Genomic DNA, 21433 nt, shown 5'->3' with positions numbered 1-21433 from the left:
CTTGTTTTGAGCATCGGATTTTTTTATGCGACTTTCCCGCGCCTTGGCACTGACTCACGAAGCGGCTTCTGCCACCCACTCCCTTGACGAGCTGGGGGCGCTGCTTGATCCAGGCCTAGTTAGCACCGCACTGGAAACGGCGGGAGTGGCGACCCTGCGTAAGCGACGTCTCCCTCTTGAAGCCATGCTCTGGTGCGTGATCGCCATGGCGTTGTTTCGCCGGATGTCGGCCTGGGATGCCGCGAGCCGTATGGGCATCATGCTGCCTGGGCAGAAGCCATTGGTAGCACCCAGTGCAATCGTGCAAGGTCGCCAGCGTTTGGGCAGCGCTGCGGTGCGAGAAGTCTTTTCCCTGACTCAACAACGCTGGCATGCCAGCGCCAATCACCCCACTTGGGCCGGTTTGCGCCTGCTCAGTGTCGATGGCGTGGTCTGGCGCACACCGGATACGGACGACAACCGCAAGCACTATGGCAGCGCCAGTAATCAGCATGGCGATACCGGCTATCCCCAAGTTCGCATGGTCTGCCAGATGGAGCTGACCAGCCACATGCTGGTGAGTAGTGCTTTTGCCGGCTACCACAGCAACGAGATGAAACTGGCCGAACAACTGATCGACAGTACACCCGATCACTCGCTGACCTTGTTCGACCGTGGCTTCTATTCACTGGGGTTACTTCATCGCTGGCAACAGACAGGCACTCAGCGCCATTGGTTACTGCCGCTGCGCAAGGATGCTCAATACGAGGTGCTGCGTAAGTTAGGGCGCCACGATGCCATCGTCTCGCTAAAGACCTCGCCGCAGGCGCGTAAACAATGGCCCGATCTGCCAGAAACGCTACAGGCTCGGTTATTAAGCAAGACCATCAAGGGCAAAGTGCGGCAGGTACTGACCTCAATGATCGATCCTCTGCGCTTCCCACCCGACGAAATCGTGGATCTGTATAGCCAGCGCTGGGAAATCGAACTGGGCTATCGAGAAATGAAGCAAGGCATGCTCGCGGGTCACTACACACTGCGTAGTAAAACACCGGAGATGATTGAACAAGAACTGTGGGGCGTACTACTGGGGTACAACCTGCTGCGTTATCAAATGCTGGAAATGAGCAGCCACCGCCCTGGCATCTACCCCTGCGAAATGAGTTTCACCGCTTGCACCTGGGCGATTCTGGGCTTCTTGAACGGGGTCTCTTTGAATCATCCAGGCAATATCCCTCGCTACCTGGCCGAACTACAGGCCTCGGCCATGCACTACGTCCTACCTCATCGCCGTGAGGATCGCAGTTATCCGCGAGCGGTCAAACCCAAGCCGTCCAAGTATCCGACCAGAAATAAAAATGCCAGTCAGCTTAACTGACTGGCATTAGCCTAGGCGGGTTCTTTTTTGCAAATGCAGTGATCAGGCGTCGGCCTTCCCCACAGCATCCTTGATCAGGGTCTGCAGCTCGCCCTTCTCGTACATCTCGGTGAGGATGTCGCTACCGCCGACCAGCTCACCGCCGACCCACAGCTGCGGGAAGGTCGGCCAGTTGGCGTACTTCGGCAGGTTGGCGCGGATTTCCGGGTTCTGCAGGATGTCGACATAGGCGAACTTCTCGCCACAGCCCATCACGACCTGAGCAGCACGGGCCGAGAAGCCACACTGCGGCGCGTTGGGCGAGCCTTTCATGTACAGCAGAACGGTGTTGTTGGCGATCTGCTCTTTGATGGTTTCGATGATATCCATGGGGCACCTCAGCATAGACTTCGCGACCCGACGGTCGCCACGGTGGCGCGATTGTAGCGAAAAGCCGAGCATAATGCTCGGCCTTGCCGTCCTCCCTAGACCTACTTACGACCTCGCGAGCTAGAGACATGCAAGGCGCTACGTTAGTAACAGCCTCCGGCTGGTCAAAACAGGCGAGGAGCGGTCGGAGTCGCGTTCGAGTTTACGAGTTGTAAATGAGCAGTACTCACTTCGTTCGCCCTTCGGGCCGCGCTAAAGCGCGTTAGCCGCAAGAGGCTTTCCGAACCTGTTTTTAACGCAGCAGGGCCGACGCGCAGCAGGTCGTTACGCAGCCACCACCTCCACCGGCACACCATTGAGTACGGCATTACCGGACAGCGCATCGAGCTGGCGCTCGTCGGTCAGATCATTGGCGCTGGCACCCGGCTGGGCGCGCGCAATGTCCATCTGCACGCCAGGACGGGCATGCCCCCAGCCATGGGGCAGGCTGACCACGCCAGCCATCACCTCATCGCTGGCTGCCACCTCTACCTCGATACTGCCAACCCGCGAGCGCACACGTACGCGCTGGCCATCGGCCAAGCCACGACTGGCCAGATCCTGCGGATTCATCAACAACTGATGACGCGGCTTGCCCTTCACCAGGCGGTGATAGTTGTGCATCCAGGAGTTGTTGCTGCGCACGTGACGACGACCGATCAGAAGTAGCTCATCGGCTGCCGGCTGCGGCTGTTCGGCGAAGCGTGCCAGATCGGCGAGCAGCAACTCAGGTGCTGCCTGCACCGCCTTGCTCGGCGTTTTCAAGCGCGCGGCCAGGTTCGGCTGCAAGGGCCCCAGGTCGACCCCATGCGGATGCTCACGCAATGCAGCCAGACTGAGCTTGTGCTCACTGCGATCACCATAGGGGCCAAAACGCAGGCCCATGTCGATCATCTGCTCCGGCGCCATGGTCGGTTTCAGTTCAAGACCATTGCGCGCTGCGAAAGCTTTGGCCAGACCGACGAAGATTTCCCAGTCGTGCAATGCACCGTCCGGCTTGGCCAGGATTGCCTCGTTGAAGCGGGTGACATTACGCACCGCGAACACATTGAAGGTAGTGTCGTAGTGATCGTGCTCCAGCGGCGCAGTCGGCGGCAGGATCAGGTCGGCGTAACGGGTGGTCTCGTTGATGTAGAAATCCACCGAGAGCATGAAGTCCAGGCCGTCCAGCGCCTGCTCCAGCTGGCGCCCATTGGGTGTGGACAGCACCGGGTTGCCGGCCACCGTGACCAGGGCACGGATCTGCCCTTCGCCCGGCGTCAGCATCTCTTCGGCCAGCGCCGAAACCGGCAGCTCGCCACCGTATTCCGGCAGGCCGGATACCCGGCTCTGCCAGCGATTGAAATGCCCGCCCGAGGTGCTCGCTACCAGATCCACCGCCGGCGTGGTGCAGAGCACGCCGCCCGCGCGATCGAGGTTGCCGGTCACCAGATTGATGATCTGTACCAGCCATTGGCACAGGGTGCCGAACGCCTGGGTGGAAACGCCCATGCGTCCGTAGCACACGGCCTTGTCTGCAGCGGCGAAATCCCGCGCCAGTTGGCGGATGGTTTCTGCCGGCACGCCACAGCGCGCGCTCATGGCCTCGGCACCAAATCCGGCAATCGCTTCGCGCACCTGCTCCAGCCCTTCTACCGGCAGATGGCTGTCGCGCGTCAGGCCCTCCTCGAACAGGGTATTGAGCAGAGCCAGCAGCAGCGCGGCATCGCTACCGGGGCGCACGAACAGGTGCTGGTCGGCGATGGCGGCGGTCTCGCTGCGACGCGGGTCGACCACCACCAACTTGCCACCGCGGGCCTGGATGGCCTTCAGGCGCTTCTCCACATCCGGCACAGTCATGATGCTGCCGTTGGAGGCCAAGGGGTTGCCGCCCAGAATCAGCATGAAGTCGGTGTGATCGATATCGGGAATCGGAATCAGCAGGCCGTGGCCATACATCAGATGGGTGGTCAGGTGGTGCGGCAGTTGATCGACCGAGGTGGCTGAAAAGCGATTGCGGGTTTTCAACTGACCGAGGAAATAGTTGCTGTGGGTCATCAGCCCATAGTTATGCACGCTGGGGTTGCCCTGATACACGGCCACGGCATTTTGCCCATGGGCGGCCTGAATCGTGCTCAGGTGCTCAGCCACCAGCTCGAACGCCTCCTCCCAGCCGATGGCCTGCCACTGCTCGCCAATGCGGCGCATGGGCTGACAGATACGGTCGGGGTCGTTCTGGATGTCCTGCAGCGCCACGGCCTTGGGGCAGATATGGCCACGGCTGAAGCTATCCTGTGCATCGCCCTTGATCGAGCGAATCTGCGTGCTGCCATCAGGCTGCACTTCAGTTTCGATGGCAAGGCCGCATATGGCTTCGCACAGATGGCATGCACGGTAATGGAGGGACTTGGTCATGGCCTGGCCTCTTGTTCTGATCCGAGACGACCGGTCAGGTCGCAGGCCATGAACTATGAGCCGAGCGCAAGGGCGACGCCAGCAGCGTTCGCCTCATGAATCGACAGGCATCAAGCCTGCCGATTCAGCAGCACCACGTACGTGTCCCCTGGCACGACTGCGTTCAATATCACTGGCGCCAGCGCTTTGGCTAAAAAGGCTTGTAAAGCATCATTCTGCGCGCCCGTAGGCGTTAACTTGCGCCGTCTCGTCATTTCCTTATAGGATCGCGCCTTCCCCTGTTTCGTCGCACCCTGCGGCCTCCTGCCGCAAGCTCTGCTGTTTTTGTCGGTTTTATCCCCGAACGCAAGCTTGCGAACTGTAGTGATAAAGGTAGTTAACGATGAGCGTCAGACACTTTCTCTCGATGATGGATTACACACCGGACGAACTGGTGGGACTGATCCGCCGAGGCATCGAGCTGAAGGATCTGCGTAATCGCGGCGTACTCTTCGAGCCGCTGAAGAATCGCGTGCTGGGCATGATCTTCGAGAAGGCCTCGACCCGCACCCGCCTGTCCTTCGAAGCCGGCATGATCCAGCTCGGCGGCCAAGCCATCTTCCTCTCGCCGCGTGATACCCAGCTGGGCCGCGGCGAGCCGATTGGCGACGCCGCCATCGTCATGTCGAGCATGCTCGATGCGGTGATGATCCGCACCTTCGCCCACAGCAACCTCACCGAGTTCGCCGCCAAGTCCAAGGTGCCGGTGATCAATGGCCTGTCCGACGACCTGCACCCCTGCCAGTTGCTCGCCGACATGCAGACCTTCCTCGAACACCGCGGCAGCATCGCCGGCAAGACGGTGGCCTGGATCGGCGACGGCAACAACATGTGCAACTCCTATATCGAAGCGGCGATGCAGTTCGACTTCCAACTGAAGGTCGCCTGCCCTGCTGGCTATGAGCCGGACGCACGTTTCCTGGCCCAGGCCGGCGAGCGTGTGCAGGTGCTGCGTGACCCGCGCGAAGCGGTGACCGGCGCGCATCTGGTCAGCACCGACGTCTGGGCCTCGATGGGCCAGGAAGACGAGGCCGAGCAGCGTATGGCGTTGTTCCGCCCCTATCAGGTCACCCGCGAGCTGCTCGACGCCGCCGCCGAAGACGTGCTGTTCATGCATTGCCTGCCGGCGCATCGTGGCGAAGAAATCAGCTTCGACCTGCTCGATGACCCGCGCTCGGTTGCATGGGATCAAGCCGAGAACCGCCTGCACGCCCAGAAGGCGCTGCTGGAGATGCTGGTCGACCCGGCGTACCACCACGCATGAGCCAGCCCCTGCTGCAGCTACGCGGGCTGAACTGCGGCTACCACGCCCACAAGGTGGTGCAGGATCTCGACCTGCACCTGAACCCGGGCGATATCGGCTGCCTGCTCGGCCCATCGGGTTGCGGCAAGACCACTACGCTGCGCGCCATCGCCGGTTTCGAGCCAGTGCTCGAAGGTGAGATAGAACTCGACGGCCAGGTGATCTCCCGCGCCGGCTTTACCCTGGCACCGGAGAAACGCCAGATCGGCATGGTGTTTCAGGACTATGCCCTGTTCCCCCACCTGAGCGTGGCGGAGAACGTCGCCTTTGGCATTCGCAAGCACGCCAATGCCGAGCGCATCACCCAGGAATTGCTGGAGCTGGTCAAGCTCGGGCACCTGGCCAAGCGTTACCCGCATGAACTGTCCGGCGGCCAGCAACAACGCGTGGCCCTGGCCCGTGCCCTGGCTCCAGAGCCGAAGCTGCTGCTGCTCGACGAGCCCTTCTCCAACCTCGATGGCGAACTGCGTCGGCGCCTGAGCCATGAAGTGCGCGAGATACTCAAGACGCGCGGCACCAGCGCCATCCTGGTGACCCACGACCAGGAAGAAGCCTTCGCCGTCAGCGATCACGTCGGCGTGTTCAAGGATGGCCGTCTGGAGCAGTGGGACACGCCGTTCAACCTCTACCACGAGCCGCTGACACCTTTCGTCGCCAGCTTCATTGGCCAGGGTTATTTCATCCGCGGCCAGTTGCTCAGCCCGGAAACGGTACAGACCGAACTCGGCGTGATCCGCGGCAACCGTGCCTATACCTGGGCGCAGGGCAGCGCGGTGGACGTGTTACTGCGCCCGGACGATATCGTTCCGGACGAAAGCAGCGAACTGAAGGCGCGTATCGTCGGCAAGACCTTCCTCGGCGCGGCCACGCTCTACCGACTGCAACTACCGACCGGCAGCCAGCTGGAATCGATCTTTCCCAGTCATGCCGATCACCAGCCGGGCGACGAGGTGGGCATCCGCATCGCCGCCGACCACCTGGTGGCCTTCCCGGCCCTTGGCAGCGTCGCGGCGCAATTGCAGCTGAGCGAATCAGCTGGCGTGCGCCGGGTCAGCAGCAACTGATCAGAGCGTCAGCTGGCCACTGGCGATATGCCGCGCGTGGCCAGCGATCTTCACCCGCTCGCCCTCCAGACGACAGAGCAACTCACCACCACGCGCCGAACACTGGAAGGCACTGAGCGTGTTGCGGCCCAGACGCTCGACCCAATAGGGCATAAGGATGCAGTGGGTCGAACCGGTGACAGGGTCTTCATCGATACCGATACTGGGCGCGAAGTAGCGCGAAACGAAGTCATGTTGGGCCCCGGCAGCCGTGACCAGCACGCCAAGCCCAGGCAGGGTGGCCAGCGCGGGCAGGTTCGGCTTCAGCTCGCGGAGCTCGGCCTCGGAATCCAGCACCACCATCAGTTCCTGCACGCTGCCATCGGCATTGCCCAACGCCAGTACCTGCTCCACCTGACGCTCCAGCGCACGCTCGGCCTGCTCGTGTAATTCCCGCGCCACCAACTCCGCGCGCCGCACCGGGAAATCCAGTTGCAGACGTTCGCCCTGCCGGGTGACCTGCAGCGCTCCGGACAAGCAGGTGAAATCCAGCACCTCTGCCGGTTCCTGATAGATGTCGAATAGCACCTTGGCCGCCGCCAGGGTGGCATGCCCGCACAGCGGCACCTCGCTGACCGGGGTGAACCAGCGGATATGCCAGGCACCGCTCTCTTTCACCACGAATGCGGTCTCGGCCAGGTTGTGCTCGGCAGCGATGCGCTGCATCAGGGCATCGTCGAGCCAGGCATTCAGGCGATAGACCATGGCGGGATTGCCCGCGAACGGCTGATCGGTAAAGGCGTCAACTTGATGGAATTCGAGAGGCATGCTGCATTCCGGCCAGATTAGAGCCGCCAGCATGCCTACGCCAGGTAAGCCGCAACAGATACAGTTGCTGTTTTCCAGTTAAGCCCGAGCATCGCGGCTAAAGCCGCTTCTACGATCCCAGGGTGCTTCAAGGCTCGCTGCGCACCCGCTTCACCGCATCCAGCCAACCAGCGTAAAGACGTTCGCGATGTGCATCGTTCATCCGCGGCTCGAAACGCTGCTGACGATGCCAGTGACTGGCGATGGCTTTCAGGTCCTGGTACAGGCCTAGCTTCAGGCCTGCCAGATAGGCGACGCCGAGCGCAGTGGTCTCGGTGACCTCCGGACGTTCGACACTGACGCCGAGAATGTCGGCGAGAAACTGCATGACCCAGTTGTTCTCTACCATGCCGCCGTCGACACGCAGGGCGCTAGGCGCCGCCGCGCCGTCCTGGCGCATGGCTTCGAGCAGGTCACGGGTCTGGTAGCACACCGACTGCAGGCCGGCGGTGACAATCTCCTTGATCCCGGTATCGCGGGTCAGGCCGAAGATGGCTCCACGCGCCTTGGGGTCCCAATACGGCGCCCCCAGGCCGGTGAATGCCGGCACCAGGTAGACGCCGCAGGCTTCACCGGTGGCCTCGGCCAGCGCCTCGCTTTCGCGCGCATGGCTGATCAGCTTGATACCGTCACGCAACCACTGCACCGCCGCGCCTGCGACGAAGATACTGCCCTCCACCGCGTAGGTGACCTTGCCATCGAGGCGATAGCCGACCGTGGTCAACAGGCGATTCTTCGAACTCACCGGCTGATCGCCGGTGTTCTGGATCATGAAACAGCCAGTACCGTAGGTGCTCTTGACCATGCCAGGCTCGAAGCAGGCCTGGCCGATCAGGGCCGCCTGCTGGTCACCGGCCATGCCCAGCACCGGAATACTGGCGCCGAGCAGCGCGCTGTCGGTATGACCGAACTCGGCGGCACAATCGAGCACCTCGGGCAGCAGGCTGACCGGGATCTCGAACAGCTTGAGCAGCTCTTCGTCCCACTGTTGGGTATGGATGTTGAACATCAGCGTGCGCGAGGCGTTGCTGGCGTCGGTGCGGTGCACCTTGCCATCGGTCAGACGCCACAACAGGAAGCTGTCGACGGTGCCGAAGCGCAGCTCACCGCGCTCGGCCCGCTCACGAGCGCCCGGCACGTTATGCAGAATCCAGCGCAGCTTGGTGGCGGAGAAATACGGATCGATCAGCAGGCCGGTCTTGGCCGAAACCGCCGCCTCGTGGCCTTGCTCCTTGAGCCCGGCGCAATAGTCGGCGGTGCGACGATCCTGCCAGACGATGGCCGGATGGATAGGCTTACCACTGACAGCATCCCACACCAGGGTGGTTTCGCGCTGGTTGGTGATGCCGATGGCGGCAATAGCTTCGGGCTGCAGACCGCTACTGGCAATGGCATCGTGGCAAACCTTGAGCGTGGAGGACCATATTTCCTCACCGTCGTGCTCGACCCAGCCATCCTGAGGGAAGTACTGCTTGAACTCCTGCTGGGCGCGCGCAACCGGCAGCCCCTGATCATTGAAGATGATGGCGCGGGAGCTGGTGGTGCCCTGGTCGATGGCTAGCAGGTATTGGGTCATGCGAGATTCCTTGTTGTTATCGGTAACGTTCGCTGCTGTTGACCGCAGAGTGGCTTATTTTGCTGGCGAGCATACTGATCGCTTCAGGCTTTGCCGATAGCGGCGAACTGCCCCTGAGTGTGCTGCGCCAGGGTCTCGGCCGAGAGCTCCAGCTCCAACCCTCGTCGGCCACCACTGACGTGAATGGTGGGATGCTGGCGTGCACTTTCGTCGATGAAGGTACGCAGGCGCTTCTTCTGCCCCAGCGGGCTGATGCCGCCAACCAGATACCCAGTGGCGCGCTGTGCGGCTGCCGGGTCGGCCATGTCCGCTTTCTTCGCCCCAGCAGCTGCTGCCAGCGCCTTGAGATCGAGGCTGCCCGCCACCGGCACGACTGCCACCAGCAGCTCGCCCTTCTCGGTCGCTGCGAGCAGGGTCTTGTACACGCACTCGGGTGCCAGCCCCAGCTTCTCGGCCGCCTCCAACCCGTAGGACGGCGCCTTAGGATCGTGCTGGTAGCTGTGCACGCGGTGTTCGGCCTTGGCCTTTTTCAACAGATCGATTGCGGGAGTCATGTTCGAATGTGAAAACGCGATAAAAGATGCCTTACAGTAACAGGCTCAAATCCACCACCGCCACACCCTATAATGAGTGACCATCACAGGAAGCGCTCATGAACCTCGCTCCGCGCCAGCACGACATTCTCAACCTCGCCCGTGAACGCGGCTACGTCAGCATCGACGAACTGGCCCAGGCGTTCGCCGTGACCCCGCAGACCATTCGCCGCGACATCAACCAGCTGGCCGAGCACGGCCTGCTGCGCCGTACCCATGGCGGCGCGGCATGCGAATCGTCAAGCATCCAGAACACCGCCTACGGCATGCGCGCGGGGCAGATGCGCGAGGAGAAACAGCGCATCGCCGAGGCGGTGGCCGCGCAGATCCCCGATCACGCCTCGCTGTTCATCAACATCGGCACCACCACCGAAGCCATCGCCCGCGAGCTGCAGAACCACAAGGGTCTGAAGATCATCACCAACAACCTGCACGTCGCCGCCCAGCTCAGCGCCAAGGCCGACTTCGAGGTGCTGGTGGCCGGCGGCACGGTGCGCGGCGACGGCGGTATCGTCGGCCAGGCCGCAGTGGATTTCATCCAGCAATTCAAGGTCGATTACGCCATCGTCGGCATCAGCGGTATCGACGACGACGGCAGTCTGCTCGACTTCGACTACCAGGAAGTACGGGTTTCCCAGGCGATCATCGACAACGCCAGACAGGTCTTCCTCGCCGCCGACTCCAGCAAGTTCGGCCGCAACGCCGTGGTGCGCCTGGGCTCCATCGCCCTGGTCGACCGCGTCTTCACCGACAGCGCGCCGTCGGCCGCCATCACCCGCCTGCTGCACAGCCACAAGGTCCAGCTCGACCTGGTTTGACTGGCCTCTCAACGGCTATCGCGTAGGGCGGGTGCAACCCGCCAGCAACGTATCGGCGGGTTGCACCCGCCCTACTGCAAACCCACCTCTTAACTACCGCTCGGCGCGCAATCGCGTGCCGGGGTAGCGAAGCTGCGCATCTTCGTTTAGCATATTTTCGAAAGTGAACATAAACACATTCGAATCCAAATAGCCGAGCGTGCCACATGCCCCACGACCAGTTCGCCAGCCCCGTTGCAGAAGTCTATGACCTCGCGGTCGTTGGCGGTGGTATCAATGGAGCGGGCATCGCAGCCGATGCAGCCGGTCGGGGCCTTTCCGTGTTCCTTTGCGAAAAGGATGACCTGGCCAGCCATACCTCTTCGGCCAGCAGCAAGTTGATCCACGGCGGCCTGCGCTATCTGGAACACCATGAGTTTCGCCTGGTGCGTGAAGCCCTGGCCGAGCGCGAAGTGCTGCTGGCCAAGGCGCCGCATATCGTCAAGCCGATGCGCTTCGTTCTGCCGCACCGCCCGCATCTGCGTCCGGCCTGGATGATTCGCGCCGGCCTGTTCCTCTACGATCACCTGGGCAAACGTGAGCGTCTGCCGGCTTCGCGCGGTCTGCGTTTCGGCGTCGGCAGCCCGCTGAAGGCGGAGATCAGCCGCGGCTTCGAATATTCCGACTGCTGGGTGGACGACGCCCGCCTGGTGGTACTCAACGCCATGGCCGCACGGGAAAAAGGCGCGCACATTCACCCGCGCACCCGTTGCGTCAGCGCCCGACGCAGCAAGGGCCTGTGGCATATCCATCTGGAACGCAGCGACGGCAGCCTGCTGTCCATCCGTGCACGGGCGCTGGTAAATGCCGCCGGCCCCTGGGTCGCTCGCTTCATTCGTGACGACCTCAAGCAGCAATCGCCGTATGGCATTCGTCTTATCCAGGGCAGCCACATCGTCGTGCCGCGCCTGTACGAAGGCGAGCAGGCCTACATCCTGCAAAACGAAGACCGCCGCATCGTCTTCGCCATCCCTTATCTGGAACGTTTCACCCTGATCGGCACCACCGACCGTGAATACCAGGGCGACCCTGCTCAGGTGACGATCACTGCCAAGGAAACCGACTACCTGCTCAAAGTGGTCAATGACCATTTCAAACAGCAGCTCAGCCGCGACGATGTACTGCACAGCTTCGCAGGCGTACGGCCGCTGTGCGACGACGAATCCGATGAGCCGTCGGCCATTACCCGTGACTACACCCTGTCGCTCTCCGGTGCGCCGGGCGAAGCGCCGTTGCTGTCAGTATTCGGCGGCAAGCTGACCACCTACCGCAAGCTGGCCGAGTCCGCCATGCAACAACTGGCGCCGCACTTCACGAAACTGGGCCCGAGCTGGACAGCCAGTGCCCCGTTGCCCGGCGGCGAAGATCTGCAAAGCCAGAGCGCCCTGGTCGAAGCACTTTGCGAACGCCACGGCTGGTTGCCCAGCAGCCTGGCCAGACGCTGGGCAACCAGTTATGGCAGCCGCACCTGGAGTCTGCTCGATGGCGTGCACAACCTCACCGACCTTGGCGAACACCTGGGTGCCGGGCTCTACACCCGCGAAGTGGACTACCTGCGCCGCGAAGAGTGGGCGCGCAGCAGCGCCGACATCCTCTGGCGGCGCAGCAAGCTGGGCCTGTTCATGACCCCGGCGCAGCAGACACGTCTGCAGGACTACCTGAATAGCCGCGACCCGCATTCGGCTCACGCCGCCTGAATTCTGCGTGCCCCATGCCCCGCTTTGCGGGGCTTTTTTATGGGCGCGAAAAATAAAATACCGGCGCTAGTTGCCCGATGACGTCATGCCTGAACTTTCAGCAACTTATTTATTGCGTCAATTCAATAACTTGGCGCCATGATGCGGAATAAAAACATTCTTATTCGGTTTTATTTTTACTTATGTTTCAAACACTTAGGTTTGACATAAAGAAGAACGAGGCCGAAAATTCAAGGCTATCACTGTCATTGAAACTGCAGGAGCGGTCATGAAAGGCGACAAGAAGGTCATTCAACACCTGAACAAGATTCTTGGTAACGAACTGGTCGCCATCAACCAGTACTTCCTGCATGCGCGCATGTATGAAGACTGGGGCCTGAAAAAACTCGGCGAGCATGAGTACCACGAGTCCATCGACGAGATGAAGCACGCCGACAAGCTGATCAAGCGCATTCTGTTCCTTGAGGGCATTCCGAACCTGCAGGACCTGGGCAAGATCCTGATCGGTGAAAACACCAAGGAAATGCTCGAATGCGACCTGAAGATCGAGCACAAGGCCCATGGCGACCTGAAGGCTGCCATTGCCTATTGCGAGAGCATTGGTGACTACGCCAGCCGCGAACTGCTGGAAGAAATCCTCTGCTCCGAGGAAGATCACATCGACTGGCTGGAAACCCAGCTCAGCCTGATCGAAGCAGTAGGCCTGCAGAACTACCTGCAGTCGCAGATGGACGAATAAGCCTTACCCGCTACATAAAAGAACGGGAGCCAATGGCTCCCGTTTTTTATTGCTATCAGCAACTTTGCGGGAAGAGCTTGAAAGCCGCGACAGCATTAAAAGCTCGCCGCTAAAGCGCCTCCCGCAGCCTACTGCGCCTCGCTCTCCTTGACCCGGAACCACGCCGCATACAGCGCTGGCAGGAACAGCAGGGTCAATGCCGTGGCCACCACCAGCCCGCCCATGATGGCCACCGCCATCGGCCCGAAGAACACACTGCGCGATAGCGGGATCATCGCCAGCACCGCCGCCAGGGCTGTCAGCACGATCGGCCGGAAGCGGCGCACCGTCGCCTCGATGATGGCGTGCCAGCGGTCCAGGCCGTGGCTGATGTCCTGCTCGATCTGATCGACCAGGATCACCGAGTTGCGCATGATCATCCCAGCCAGGGCAATGGTGCCGAGCATGGCGACGAAGCCGAACGGCTGGCGGAAGATCAGCAGGAACAGGGTCACGCCGATCAGGCCCAACGGCGCGGTAAGAAATACCATCGCCGAACGCGAGAAGCTTTTCAGCTGCAGCATCAGCAGCGTCAACACCACCACGATGAACAGCGGGATACCTGCGTTGACCGACTTCTGTCCGCGCCGGGAATCCTCAACCGTGCCACCGACCTCCAGCAGATAACCCGCAGGCAGCTCGGCGCGGATCGGGTCGAGCGTCGGCAGGATCTGCTGGGTCAGATTGGCCGGCTGCTGCTTGCCATAGACGTCGGCACGCACGGTGACGTTGGGCAGACGGTTGCGGTGCCAGATGATGCCTTCCTCGAAGCCGTACTCCAGGGTCGCCACCTGCGACAGCGCCACACTGCGACCGCTGTCGGTCGGCACCGCCAGGCTCGGCAGCAGGCTCAGGGCCTTGCGCTCCTGCGGCGTGCCGCGCTGGAGAATCTCGATCAGCTCATTACCTTCGCGATACTGGCTAACACTGGTACCGGAAAGCGAACCCTGCAGGAAGCGCGACAACTCGGCGGTGTTGACGCCCAGGGCACGGGCACGATCCTGATCGATATTGAGGATCACCACCTTGCTCGGCTCCTCCCAGTCCAGGTGCACATTCACCACATGCGGGTTCTCGCGCACCTTGTCCGCCACCTGGCGGGCCAGGGCGCGCACCTCGGCGATGTGCTCACCGCTGACGCGGAACTGGATCGGGTAGCCCACGGGCGGCCCGTTCTCCAGGCGGCTGACGCGACTGCGCAGGGTCGGGAACTCGTCGTTCATCACCTTGATCAGCCAACCACGCAGGCGCTCGCGCTCTTCGATGCTTTTGGCCAGTACCACAAACTGGGCAAAGCTGGCCGCCGGCAACTGCTGATCGAGCGGCAGGTAGAAACGCGGCGACCCCGTGCCGACGTAGGCCACGTAGTTGTCGATGCCAGGCTGCTCCTTGAGCAGTTTTTCCAGGCGATGCACCTCGGCTTCGGTGGCGCTCAGCGAAGCGCCCTCTTCCAGCTTGATATCGACCATCAGCTCCAGACGCCCGGAGGCCGGGAAGAACTGTTGCGGCACGAAACGGAACAGCAGCACCGACGCAACGAACAGTGCAATGGTCAGCAGGATCACGATGCCACGACGGCGCACGCACCACTCCACCGTGGCGCGAACGCGGCGGTAGAACGGCGTCGAATAAGGGTCGTGACCTGAATCGCTGCCGCCGTGCTTGGCAGCGTGCAGTTTGGCCAGGTCCGGCAGCAGCTTGTCGCCCAGATAGGGCACGAACATCACTGCCGCGATCCATGAGGCTATCAGCGAAATGGCCACCACCTGGAAGATCGACCGTGTGTACTCACCCGTACCGGACTGCGCCGTGGCGATAGGCAGAAAACCGGCAGCGGTGATCAGGGTGCCGGTGAGCATAGGGAAAGCCGTACTGGTCCAGGCGAAACTGGCCGCTTTGAAGCGGTCGTAGCCCTGCTCCATCTTGATCGCCATCATCTCCACCGCGATGATCGCGTCGTCCACCAGCAGGCCGAGGCCGAGCACCAGCGCACCGAGAGAAATCTTGTGCAGGCCGATGCCGAGGTAGTACATAGCGGCGAAGGTCATTGCCAACACCAGCGGGATCACCAACGCCACCACCAGGCCGGTGCGCAGACCGAGGGAGAAGAAGCTGACCGCGAGCACGATCACCAACGCCTCAACCAGCACCTTGACGAACTCGCCCACGCCGGTCTTCACCGCCGCCGGCTGATCCGACACCTTGCGCAGCTCCATGCCCAGCGGCAGCGTCTGTTGCAGACGGGCGAACTCGTCTTCCAATGCCTTGCCCAGCACCAGAATATCGCCGCCGTCCTTCATCGATACGGCAATGCCCAGGGCGTCCTCGCCCATGAAGCGCATGCGCGGCGCGGGTGGGTCGTTGAAACCGCGCTTGACCTCGGCAACGTCAGCAATGCGGAAGGTGCGATCAGCAACGCGAATGGGAAAATCGCGGATTTCCTCCACCGACTCGAAACGCCCAGTCACGCGCAACTGAATACGTTCGCTGGGGGTCTCGAAGAAGCCGGCAGCCGCTACCGCGTTCTGCGCCTCCAGCGCCTGTTGCACGGCAGATAGTGGCAAACCGAGGGTGGCCAACTTGGTGTTGGACAGTTCGATCCAGATCTTCTCGTCCTGCAGCCCCACCAGCTCGACCTTGCCCACATCCTTGACCCGTTGCAGTTGCAGCTGCAGACGGTCGGCGTAGTCCTTGAGCACCGCGTAGTCGAAACCGCTACCAGTCAGCGCATAGATATTGCCGAAGGTGGTGCCGAATTCATCGTTGAAGAACGGCCCCTGGATACCGGGCGGCAGCGTGTGGCGAATGTCGCTGATCTTCTTGCGCACCTGGTACCACAGCTCGGGAATCTCGGAGCTGCGCATGGAGTCGCGCGCCATGAAGGTGACCTGCGATTCGCCCGGGCGGGAGAAGCTGGTGATGCGGTCGTACTCGCCGGTCTCCATCAACTTCTTCTCGATGCGCTCGGTGACCTGGCGCGATACCTCTTCGGCGCTGGCGCCCGGCCAGTTGGTGCGGATCACCATGGCCTTGAAGGTGAACGGCGGGTCTTCACTCTGGCCCAGCTTGGTGTAGGAAAGCGCCCCCACCACGGCGAACAACAGCATGATGTAGAGGACGATCTGGCGATGACGCAGCGCCCAGGCAGACAGGTTGAAGCTCATGCGGGCTTACTCCTTGGCGGCCAGTTCGACGTTGCGATTGTCCCGATCGACCGGGCGCACCTGCTGGCCTTCGCGAAGAATCTGTACCCCGGCGGCGACGACCCAATCGGAAGCGGTCAACCCTTCCAGCACCGGCACACGCTCATCACCATAGGCGCCGACACGCACCGGACGACGCTGCACGCGGTGCTCCTTGGGATCGACAACCCAGACGAACGCCTGGCCCTGCTCGGCGCTGAGTGCCGACAGCGGTACGGCCAGCGGTACCTCGCCATTGCTGGCGATGAATACCCGCGCACTCTGGCCCAACTCAGCCGGCACCTTGCCTTCGGTGAACGCGACACGTGCGGCGAAAGTGCGCGACTGCGGATCGGCCGCCGGGGCCATCTCACGGATGCGGCCGGGGAAACGCTGATCAGGCTGCGACCACAGCTCGACCTCGACCACCTGACCAATTTCGAAGCGACCAAAGCTCTGCTCCGGCAGGCTGATCGACACTTCACGCTCGCCGTCGGCAGCCAGGGTGAACACCGTCTGACCGGCCGCCACCACCTGCCCCACCTCGACCGCGCGACGGGCGATCACCCCGTCCTGCGAGGCCCGCAGCACGGCATAGTCGGTCTGGTTGCGGGCCACGTCGTACTCGGCCTTGACCTGCTTCAAGCGCGCTTCGCCGGAGCGGTATTGGTTTTCGACGTTGTCGAACTGCGAACGGCTGACCAGATTGCGCTCAAGCAGCTTCTTGTAGCGCTCACGCTCGGCACGCACGGTTTGCAGGTTGGCCTCGGCTGCCGCCATCTGCGCGCGAGTGGCCTCCAGTTGCAGACGCACGTCCTGTGGATCCAGTTCGGCCAGGGCCTGATCCTTCTTCACCCGGTCACCGACATCCACCGTGCGCTTGCTCACCTTGCCGGCGATACGGAAGGCAAGCTCCGGCTCGTAGCGGGCGCGCACCTCACCCGGATAGCTGTCGACCAGCGCCGTAGCGGGCTGCGGCTGCACCACCATGGCAGGACGGATCGGCTGCTCCGCCTGTTCACCGGTACCACAGGCAGACAACAGGAAGACGAGACCCAGAGAAGCAACGAGCGGGAGAACATGGCGAGACATGTGTAAGACCTTTCAGAGAAGGTTTGGAATATTTGTACTGGCGGGTATAGTAAAAATAGCAAACTCGCCAGTCCAGTATTAAAATCCGCCAATGCCTGACAAGTTGTTACAACCTTCCGGCCCCGGTCGTCCGAAAGACCCCGCCAAACGTCGCGCCATCCTCGAGGCGGCCAAGAGCCTGTTCCTGCGTAATGGTTATGACGGTAGCAGCATGGACGCCATCGCTGCCGAGGCGGGCGTTTCCAAGCTCACGGTGTACAGCCACTTCACCGACAAGGAGACCCTGTTCTCCGCGGCGATCAAGGCCAAATGCGAAGAGCAACTCCCCGAACTGTTGTTCGAGCTACCGGACAACGTACCGCTGGAAAGCCAGCTAATGGGCATCGCGCGCGGCTTCCTGGCGCTGGTCAATAGCCGCGAATCCGTGGAAATGCACCGGATGATGGTGAGCCTGGCCAGCCAGGGCTCCAAGCTGTCGCAGATGTTCTACGAAGCCGGCCCGAAACGGGTGCAGGATGAGATGGAAGTGCTGCTGCACAAAGCGGCCCAGCGCGGACTGCTGAGCCTGGACAATCCGCACCTGGCCGCCGACCACTTCTTCAGCCTGCTCAAGGGCGGCGCGCATTTCCGCCTGCTGATCGGCTGTGGCGAGCCGCTTGAGGGGGAAGCCGCGGAACATCATGTGCAGGACGCGGTACAGCTGTTTCTGCGCGCTTACCGACCCTGAACCGGGGAGGCGCTACGCGCTGGCTTCCAGCTTCTTCTTCGGGTAGATGTCGTAACGGCTCGACTTGCCTTCCAGCACATAGCCCGGCTTGCTCCCTTCAATGGCCGGCGCCTTGCGTGGGCGCTTGACCACCACGCGATGAGTGGCCAGCGCCAGCGCCGCTTCGAGCAACGCCGGCGCATCCAGATCATCACCGACGAACGGGCGGAACAGGCGCATTTCCTTCTTCACCAGCGCACTCTTGTCACGATGCGGGAACATCGGATCGAGGTAGATCACCTGCGGTGCCTCGTCCTGCCAGTTGCGCATCAGCTCGATGGCATTTCCGGTAAGCAGGCGCATGCGCGCGACGATGGGCGCCACATCGAAATCCAGCGCCGCACGCTGCAGGCCGTCTTCCAATAGCGCAGCGACCAGCGGCTGACGCTCGATCAGGGTCATCTCGCAGCCCAGGCTGGCCAGCACGAACGAGTCACGCCCCAGCCCCGCCGTCGCATCGAGAATCCATGGCCGAATGCCCGATTGCACGCCTACGGCCTTGGCAATCATCTGCCCACTGCCGCCGCCGAACTGGCGGCGATGCGCCGCCGCCCCCTCGACGAAATCCACCCGCACCGGACCAGGCGCCTTGTCGCCCAGCTCGACCAGTTGCAGCCCGTCGTCACCCAGTTGCAGAGCGAACTCAGTCTCGCCCTCCTGCGCCAGACCCAGACGTGACGCCCACCGGGCGGCCGCTTCGGCGTACTGAGGATGCAAGGCTTGGATGCGGATGCTGGCGTTGTGCCACTCGTCGGTCATTGGCTCGTTCTGCTCAAAAATCACTCAAAGCACCGGCCACACGGCCGATATCGAAGAAGCGGCATTCTGCCAGACCCGGCCGCCGACAGCCGCATCGAGAGTGAACATGTTCGACGCCCTCTCCGCCCCACGCCCAAATAACAGCCCCGTCAGCGCTCGTCCTCTCGATGACGAACTCGACCGCGCGACGCACGAATCCATCAACTATCAGATTCTGCGCCGCACCCTGGGTATCGAAGACGAGCAGAAGCCCGGTGAGATCGCTCGTGAGCTGCGGGAAACCGCCGAGCCACCTGCCGTGCCCAGCAGCGCCGCCGTGGTCAGCCAGGCGGTAATCGATCAACGCGGTCTGGAACTGAATGTCAGCGTGGGCCAGGCGCCCCAGCAGGTCGACCCGCTGGTGCTGGATATGGCTGGCAACGGCTTCTCAACCAGTGGTCTTGGCCGTCCGGTGCGTTTCGATCTGGATGCCGACGGCCGTATGGATTCGATCAGCGCACCCACCGGTGACGATGCGCTATTGGCGCTGGATCGTAACGGCAATGGGCGCATCGACGATGGCCGCGAACTTTTCGGCGATCAGCATGGGGCCGCCAATGGCTTCGCCGAACTGGCACGCTTCGACGATAACGACGACGGCCGTATCGATACAGCCGATGCCGTGTTCGACAGACTGCGCCTGCTGCGTTTCGACGCCCAGGGCCGCCAGCAGCTGCAAACGCTTGGCGAAGCCGGCGTCAGCGCCATCGACCTGCGCGCCCGCGACGTCAGCATCGCCCTCAGCGCTTACGACCAGATCGCACAGCTGGGTCGCTTCGAATTCGCCGATGGGCGCAGCGGACAGGCGGCCGATCTGCTATTGGCCAAACGCTAGCAGGCCATTGAAAAACGTAGGCGAGGCAGCCAGTGCAAGGCAAAAACAGGCGAAAAGCGGAGTTTACGAGTTGTAAATGAGCATTTTGAGCCTGTTTTTAACGCAGCAATGGCAACGCAGGTAGTTTTTCAACAGCCTGCTAGGGATGGCGAAGCTTTTTCGTTGCCGTAGGGCGGGTGCAACCCGCCATTGGCGCTATGGCGGGTTGCACCCGCCCTACAGATCGCAAGCGCGTCAGCGGCACATGCGCCACATGCCCATGTCCACGTGAAAGTGATCGCGGTGCGCGGTGTTGTATTCAGGTCCCAGAGTGACATTGAAGCTGTCACAGGCCGCTTCCTGTACCAGGCGCAGAAAGCGCGCCTTGTCGCCCTGTCCCGGCCAGTCGCGCAACACGCTGATGTGCTGGCCGTCGCGCAGACGGAAACCGACCATGTCCAGCGCATTGGCATAGGAATGCTGACTGGGCCGCTGGCTCCCGGCAATACTGCGACAGGCGAAACTGCCGACGTGTTCGACACGGGTCACCGGCTGGCCGAACACCGCCTGTGCAGCCGGCTGCAAGCCATGTCGCTCGAACAAAGCGAAGCTCACAGCCAACGGGCAGGTAGCCATGAAACTGCTGCTCAGACCAACGCTGGCCCCCTGAATACGCACGGCATTTTCAATCGGGCAGCCAGGATGCGGCGTGCTGTCGGGCAGACGGGTAAAACGCAGGTCAGAAGTCGCCAGGGCCAGGTCGCATAGCTCACGATCCTCGCTCCGGCGCCAGAGTTTGAAGGGGGTCAGCAGGTTCGGCGTTTCTCGCACGTCCAGCGGCGCCCAGGGGTTGAAACGCGGCGCCACATCCAGCCAACCACGCCACAGCGCTACCAGCAACGCCGCGCCCAGTAGCACGGAGAGAAACAGCAAACGGCCGATTATCCGTATCAGCATATCCATGCTCCATCAGAGTAAGCCAAGCTGCTCCAGTTCCGGCTCCGTCTGCAAAACCGGCAGTTCGGGCAAGCCAGGCAGGCGCTGCATCAGCTGCTCATGAAAACGCCGCGCCAGCTCCGGTGCCAGGCGGTTGTCCGAGGTATGGGCGAAGACGTAAGGGCGCAACCCCTGCTCGATCCAGCCGGCAGCCTTGTCCAGCCAGGGCAGCATGAAGGGGTCGTTGGCCAACAACTCGGGATGGCCGATGAAGCGCAACTGCGGGCTCTGACTGAACGCGGTAGGACGAGTCGGCAAGCGCGGCTTCTTGGCTTGCGCATGCAGCACGGCGGGCTCCTGCGAATCGCAGCTGAACAGCGCACGCGAATCCAGACAGATGCGCTCTATACCGCGCTCGTGCAGCAGGCGATTGAGCACGCGTTCGGCATCGCCCTTGGCGAAGAACTCCGGGTGGCGCACCTCTATCGCCAGCGGCCAGTCTCCCCACTGCTCGATGAACGCCGCCAGCTCCGCCAACCGCGACGGACCGAAGCTGGCCGGTAGTTGCAGCCAGTATGGCGCCACCCGCTCGCCGAGCGGTGCCAGCAACTGACGAAACTGCGTGACCTCATCCAGTTGCTGACAGAGATCCTCGCTGTGACTGATGTCTCGCGGCAACTTGGCGCAGAACCGAAAGTGCGCCGGCATGGCCTGCGCCCAGCGCGCCACTGTTTGCTCGCTGGGTCTGGCATAGAACGTGGTGTTGCCTTCCACCGCGTTGAATACCTCGGTGTAGCGGCTGAGAAACTCGGTTGGCCGGGTATCCTGCGGATACAGCGTGGCGCGCCAGGCCGCTTCGCTCCAAGATGGGCAACCGAGGTAATAGGGAAGCGCAGCGCTCATCGATCTGTTTAGCGGGCCTGGCTGAGAGGG

Annotated in this window: 18 protein-coding genes; 8 read left to right on the top strand and 10 right to left on the bottom strand. The window is 62.2% G+C overall.

Annotated elements, in window-relative coordinates:
• Positions 1-25 precede the first annotated feature (25 nt).
• Complete coding sequence (locus AAEQ75_RS14335) at positions 26-1357, top strand: IS4 family transposase (protein WP_343349379.1); 1332 nt, start codon at positions 26-28, stop codon at positions 1355-1357.
• A gap of 42 nt (positions 1358-1399) precedes the next feature.
• On the opposite strand, the gene grxD is transcribed toward AAEQ75_RS14335, so the two are convergent.
• Both grxD and AAEQ75_RS14325 read right to left on the bottom strand, forming a co-directional pair.
• Positions 1400-1726 carry a Grx4 family monothiol glutaredoxin gene (gene grxD, locus AAEQ75_RS14330; RefSeq protein ID WP_074682640.1) on the bottom strand — a complete coding sequence of 109 codons (327 nt, stop codon included), beginning with the start codon at positions 1724-1726 and terminating at the stop codon, positions 1400-1402.
• Positions 1727-2050: 324 nt separating this feature from the next.
• Complete coding sequence (locus AAEQ75_RS14325) at positions 2051-4159, bottom strand: molybdopterin oxidoreductase family protein (protein WP_343349378.1); 2109 nt, start codon at positions 4157-4159, stop codon at positions 2051-2053.
• Between the two features lie 382 nt (positions 4160-4541).
• On the opposite strand from AAEQ75_RS14325, the gene argF reads away from it, so the two are divergent.
• Positions 4542-5462 carry an ornithine carbamoyltransferase gene (argF, locus tag AAEQ75_RS14320; RefSeq protein WP_125836748.1) on the top strand — a complete coding sequence of 307 codons (921 nt, stop codon included), beginning with the start codon at positions 4542-4544 and terminating at the stop codon, positions 5460-5462.
• The gene (locus tag AAEQ75_RS14315; RefSeq protein WP_125880607.1) at positions 5459-6565 is read left to right on the top strand and encodes an ABC transporter ATP-binding protein; all 1107 of its coding nucleotides are present in this window, start codon (positions 5459-5461) and stop codon (positions 6563-6565) included. The genes argF and AAEQ75_RS14315 overlap by 4 nt, the downstream gene beginning before the upstream one ends.
• On the opposite strand, the gene AAEQ75_RS14310 is transcribed toward AAEQ75_RS14315, so the two are convergent.
• From AAEQ75_RS14310 to ybaK, 3 genes are all read right to left on the bottom strand, one after another.
• Entirely contained in the window at positions 6566-7372 is an 807-nt protein-coding gene (locus AAEQ75_RS14310; protein WP_343349377.1) for a PhzF family phenazine biosynthesis protein, read from the bottom strand.
• Between the two features lie 127 nt (positions 7373-7499).
• Complete coding sequence (gene glpK / locus AAEQ75_RS14305; protein ID WP_343349376.1) at positions 7500-8987, bottom strand: glycerol kinase GlpK; 1488 nt, start codon at positions 8985-8987, stop codon at positions 7500-7502.
• Positions 8988-9070: 83 nt separating this feature from the next.
• Entirely contained in the window at positions 9071-9541 is a 471-nt protein-coding gene (gene ybaK / locus AAEQ75_RS14300; RefSeq protein ID WP_104728835.1) for a Cys-tRNA(Pro) deacylase, read from the bottom strand.
• A gap of 98 nt (positions 9542-9639) precedes the next feature.
• Here ybaK and AAEQ75_RS14295 point away from each other — a divergent pair, with 98 nt between their 5' ends.
• The 3 genes from AAEQ75_RS14295 to bfr all read left to right on the top strand — a co-directional run bounded on the left by AAEQ75_RS14295 (position 9640) and on the right by bfr (position 12873).
• The gene (locus AAEQ75_RS14295; protein WP_106734416.1) at positions 9640-10398 is read left to right on the top strand and encodes a DeoR/GlpR family DNA-binding transcription regulator; all 759 of its coding nucleotides are present in this window, start codon (positions 9640-9642) and stop codon (positions 10396-10398) included.
• A gap of 206 nt (positions 10399-10604) precedes the next feature.
• Positions 10605-12134 carry a glycerol-3-phosphate dehydrogenase gene (glpD, locus tag AAEQ75_RS14290; protein WP_343349375.1) on the top strand — a complete coding sequence of 510 codons (1530 nt, stop codon included), beginning with the start codon at positions 10605-10607 and terminating at the stop codon, positions 12132-12134.
• A 268-nt stretch (positions 12135-12402) separates the two neighbouring features.
• The gene (gene bfr / locus AAEQ75_RS14285; protein ID WP_003462607.1) at positions 12403-12873 is read left to right on the top strand and encodes a bacterioferritin; all 471 of its coding nucleotides are present in this window, start codon (positions 12403-12405) and stop codon (positions 12871-12873) included.
• 128 nt (positions 12874-13001) lie between these two features.
• Here the strand turns inward: bfr and AAEQ75_RS14280 are convergent, their stop codons facing one another.
• Entirely contained in the window at positions 13002-16076 is a 3075-nt protein-coding gene (locus AAEQ75_RS14280) for an efflux RND transporter permease subunit (RefSeq protein ID WP_343349374.1), read from the bottom strand.
• A gap of 6 nt (positions 16077-16082) precedes the next feature.
• On the bottom strand, positions 16083-17186 hold the full coding sequence (locus AAEQ75_RS14275) for an efflux RND transporter periplasmic adaptor subunit (protein ID WP_343349373.1): 1104 nt from the start codon (positions 17184-17186) through the stop codon (positions 16083-16085).
• Positions 17187-17277: 91 nt separating this feature from the next.
• Between AAEQ75_RS14275 and AAEQ75_RS14270 the strand changes: the two genes are divergently transcribed.
• The gene (locus AAEQ75_RS14270; protein WP_106734412.1) at positions 17278-17913 is read left to right on the top strand and encodes a TetR/AcrR family transcriptional regulator; all 636 of its coding nucleotides are present in this window, start codon (positions 17278-17280) and stop codon (positions 17911-17913) included.
• Between the two features lie 12 nt (positions 17914-17925).
• Here the strand turns inward: AAEQ75_RS14270 and AAEQ75_RS14265 are convergent, their stop codons facing one another.
• On the bottom strand, positions 17926-18711 hold the full coding sequence (locus AAEQ75_RS14265) for a class I SAM-dependent methyltransferase (RefSeq protein WP_343349372.1): 786 nt from the start codon (positions 18709-18711) through the stop codon (positions 17926-17928).
• Positions 18712-18817: 106 nt separating this feature from the next.
• Here AAEQ75_RS14265 and AAEQ75_RS14260 point away from each other — a divergent pair, with 106 nt between their 5' ends.
• A complete protein-coding gene (locus AAEQ75_RS14260) occupies positions 18818-19585 on the top strand; it encodes a hypothetical protein (RefSeq protein WP_343349371.1) in 768 nt (255 codons plus the stop codon).
• 234 nt (positions 19586-19819) lie between these two features.
• Here AAEQ75_RS14260 and AAEQ75_RS14255 read toward each other — a convergent pair whose 3' ends face one another.
• Positions 19820-20521 (bottom strand): extensin family protein, encoded by a 702-nt coding sequence (locus AAEQ75_RS14255; RefSeq protein WP_343349370.1) that lies wholly within the window; start codon positions 20519-20521, stop codon positions 19820-19822.
• 12 nt (positions 20522-20533) lie between these two features.
• Positions 20534-21403, bottom strand: a complete 870-nt coding sequence (locus AAEQ75_RS14250) for a DUF72 domain-containing protein (RefSeq protein ID WP_343349369.1) — start codon at positions 21401-21403, stop codon at positions 20534-20536.
• Between the last annotated feature and the right edge of the window lie 30 nt (positions 21404-21433).

Origin of the sequence: Pseudomonas sediminis (assembly GCF_039555755.1) — a bacterium.
Lineage (GTDB): Bacteria > Pseudomonadota > Gammaproteobacteria > Pseudomonadales > Pseudomonadaceae > Aquipseudomonas > Aquipseudomonas mendocina_D.
Note: the sequence above shows the minus strand (reverse complement) of the source record. Positions and strands in the feature narration are given on the sequence as shown.

Coding starts and splice junctions, on each gene's coding strand:
- AAEQ75_RS14335 (WP_343349379.1), top strand. CDS start 26: ATGCGACTTTCCCGCGCCTTGGCACTGACTCACGAAGCGGCTTCTGCC.
- grxD (WP_074682640.1), bottom strand. CDS start 1,726: ATGGATATCATCGAAACCATCAAAGAGCAGATCGCCAACAACACCGTT.
- AAEQ75_RS14325 (WP_343349378.1), bottom strand. CDS start 4,159: ATGACCAAGTCCCTCCATTACCGTGCATGCCATCTGTGCGAAGCCATA.
- argF (WP_125836748.1), top strand. CDS start 4,542: ATGAGCGTCAGACACTTTCTCTCGATGATGGATTACACACCGGACGAA.
- AAEQ75_RS14315 (WP_125880607.1), top strand. CDS start 5,459: ATGAGCCAGCCCCTGCTGCAGCTACGCGGGCTGAACTGCGGCTACCAC.
- AAEQ75_RS14310 (WP_343349377.1), bottom strand. CDS start 7,372: ATGCCTCTCGAATTCCATCAAGTTGACGCCTTTACCGATCAGCCGTTC.
- glpK (WP_343349376.1), bottom strand. CDS start 8,987: ATGACCCAATACCTGCTAGCCATCGACCAGGGCACCACCAGCTCCCGC.
- ybaK (WP_104728835.1), bottom strand. CDS start 9,541: ATGACTCCCGCAATCGATCTGTTGAAAAAGGCCAAGGCCGAACACCGC.
- AAEQ75_RS14295 (WP_106734416.1), top strand. CDS start 9,640: ATGAACCTCGCTCCGCGCCAGCACGACATTCTCAACCTCGCCCGTGAA.
- glpD (WP_343349375.1), top strand. CDS start 10,605: ATGCCCCACGACCAGTTCGCCAGCCCCGTTGCAGAAGTCTATGACCTC.
- bfr (WP_003462607.1), top strand. CDS start 12,403: ATGAAAGGCGACAAGAAGGTCATTCAACACCTGAACAAGATTCTTGGT.
- AAEQ75_RS14280 (WP_343349374.1), bottom strand. CDS start 16,076: ATGAGCTTCAACCTGTCTGCCTGGGCGCTGCGTCATCGCCAGATCGTC.
- AAEQ75_RS14275 (WP_343349373.1), bottom strand. CDS start 17,186: ATGTCTCGCCATGTTCTCCCGCTCGTTGCTTCTCTGGGTCTCGTCTTC.
- AAEQ75_RS14270 (WP_106734412.1), top strand. CDS start 17,278: ATGCCTGACAAGTTGTTACAACCTTCCGGCCCCGGTCGTCCGAAAGAC.
- AAEQ75_RS14265 (WP_343349372.1), bottom strand. CDS start 18,711: ATGACCGACGAGTGGCACAACGCCAGCATCCGCATCCAAGCCTTGCAT.
- AAEQ75_RS14260 (WP_343349371.1), top strand. CDS start 18,818: ATGTTCGACGCCCTCTCCGCCCCACGCCCAAATAACAGCCCCGTCAGC.
- AAEQ75_RS14255 (WP_343349370.1), bottom strand. CDS start 20,521: ATGCTGATACGGATAATCGGCCGTTTGCTGTTTCTCTCCGTGCTACTG.
- AAEQ75_RS14250 (WP_343349369.1), bottom strand. CDS start 21,403: ATGAGCGCTGCGCTTCCCTATTACCTCGGTTGCCCATCTTGGAGCGAA.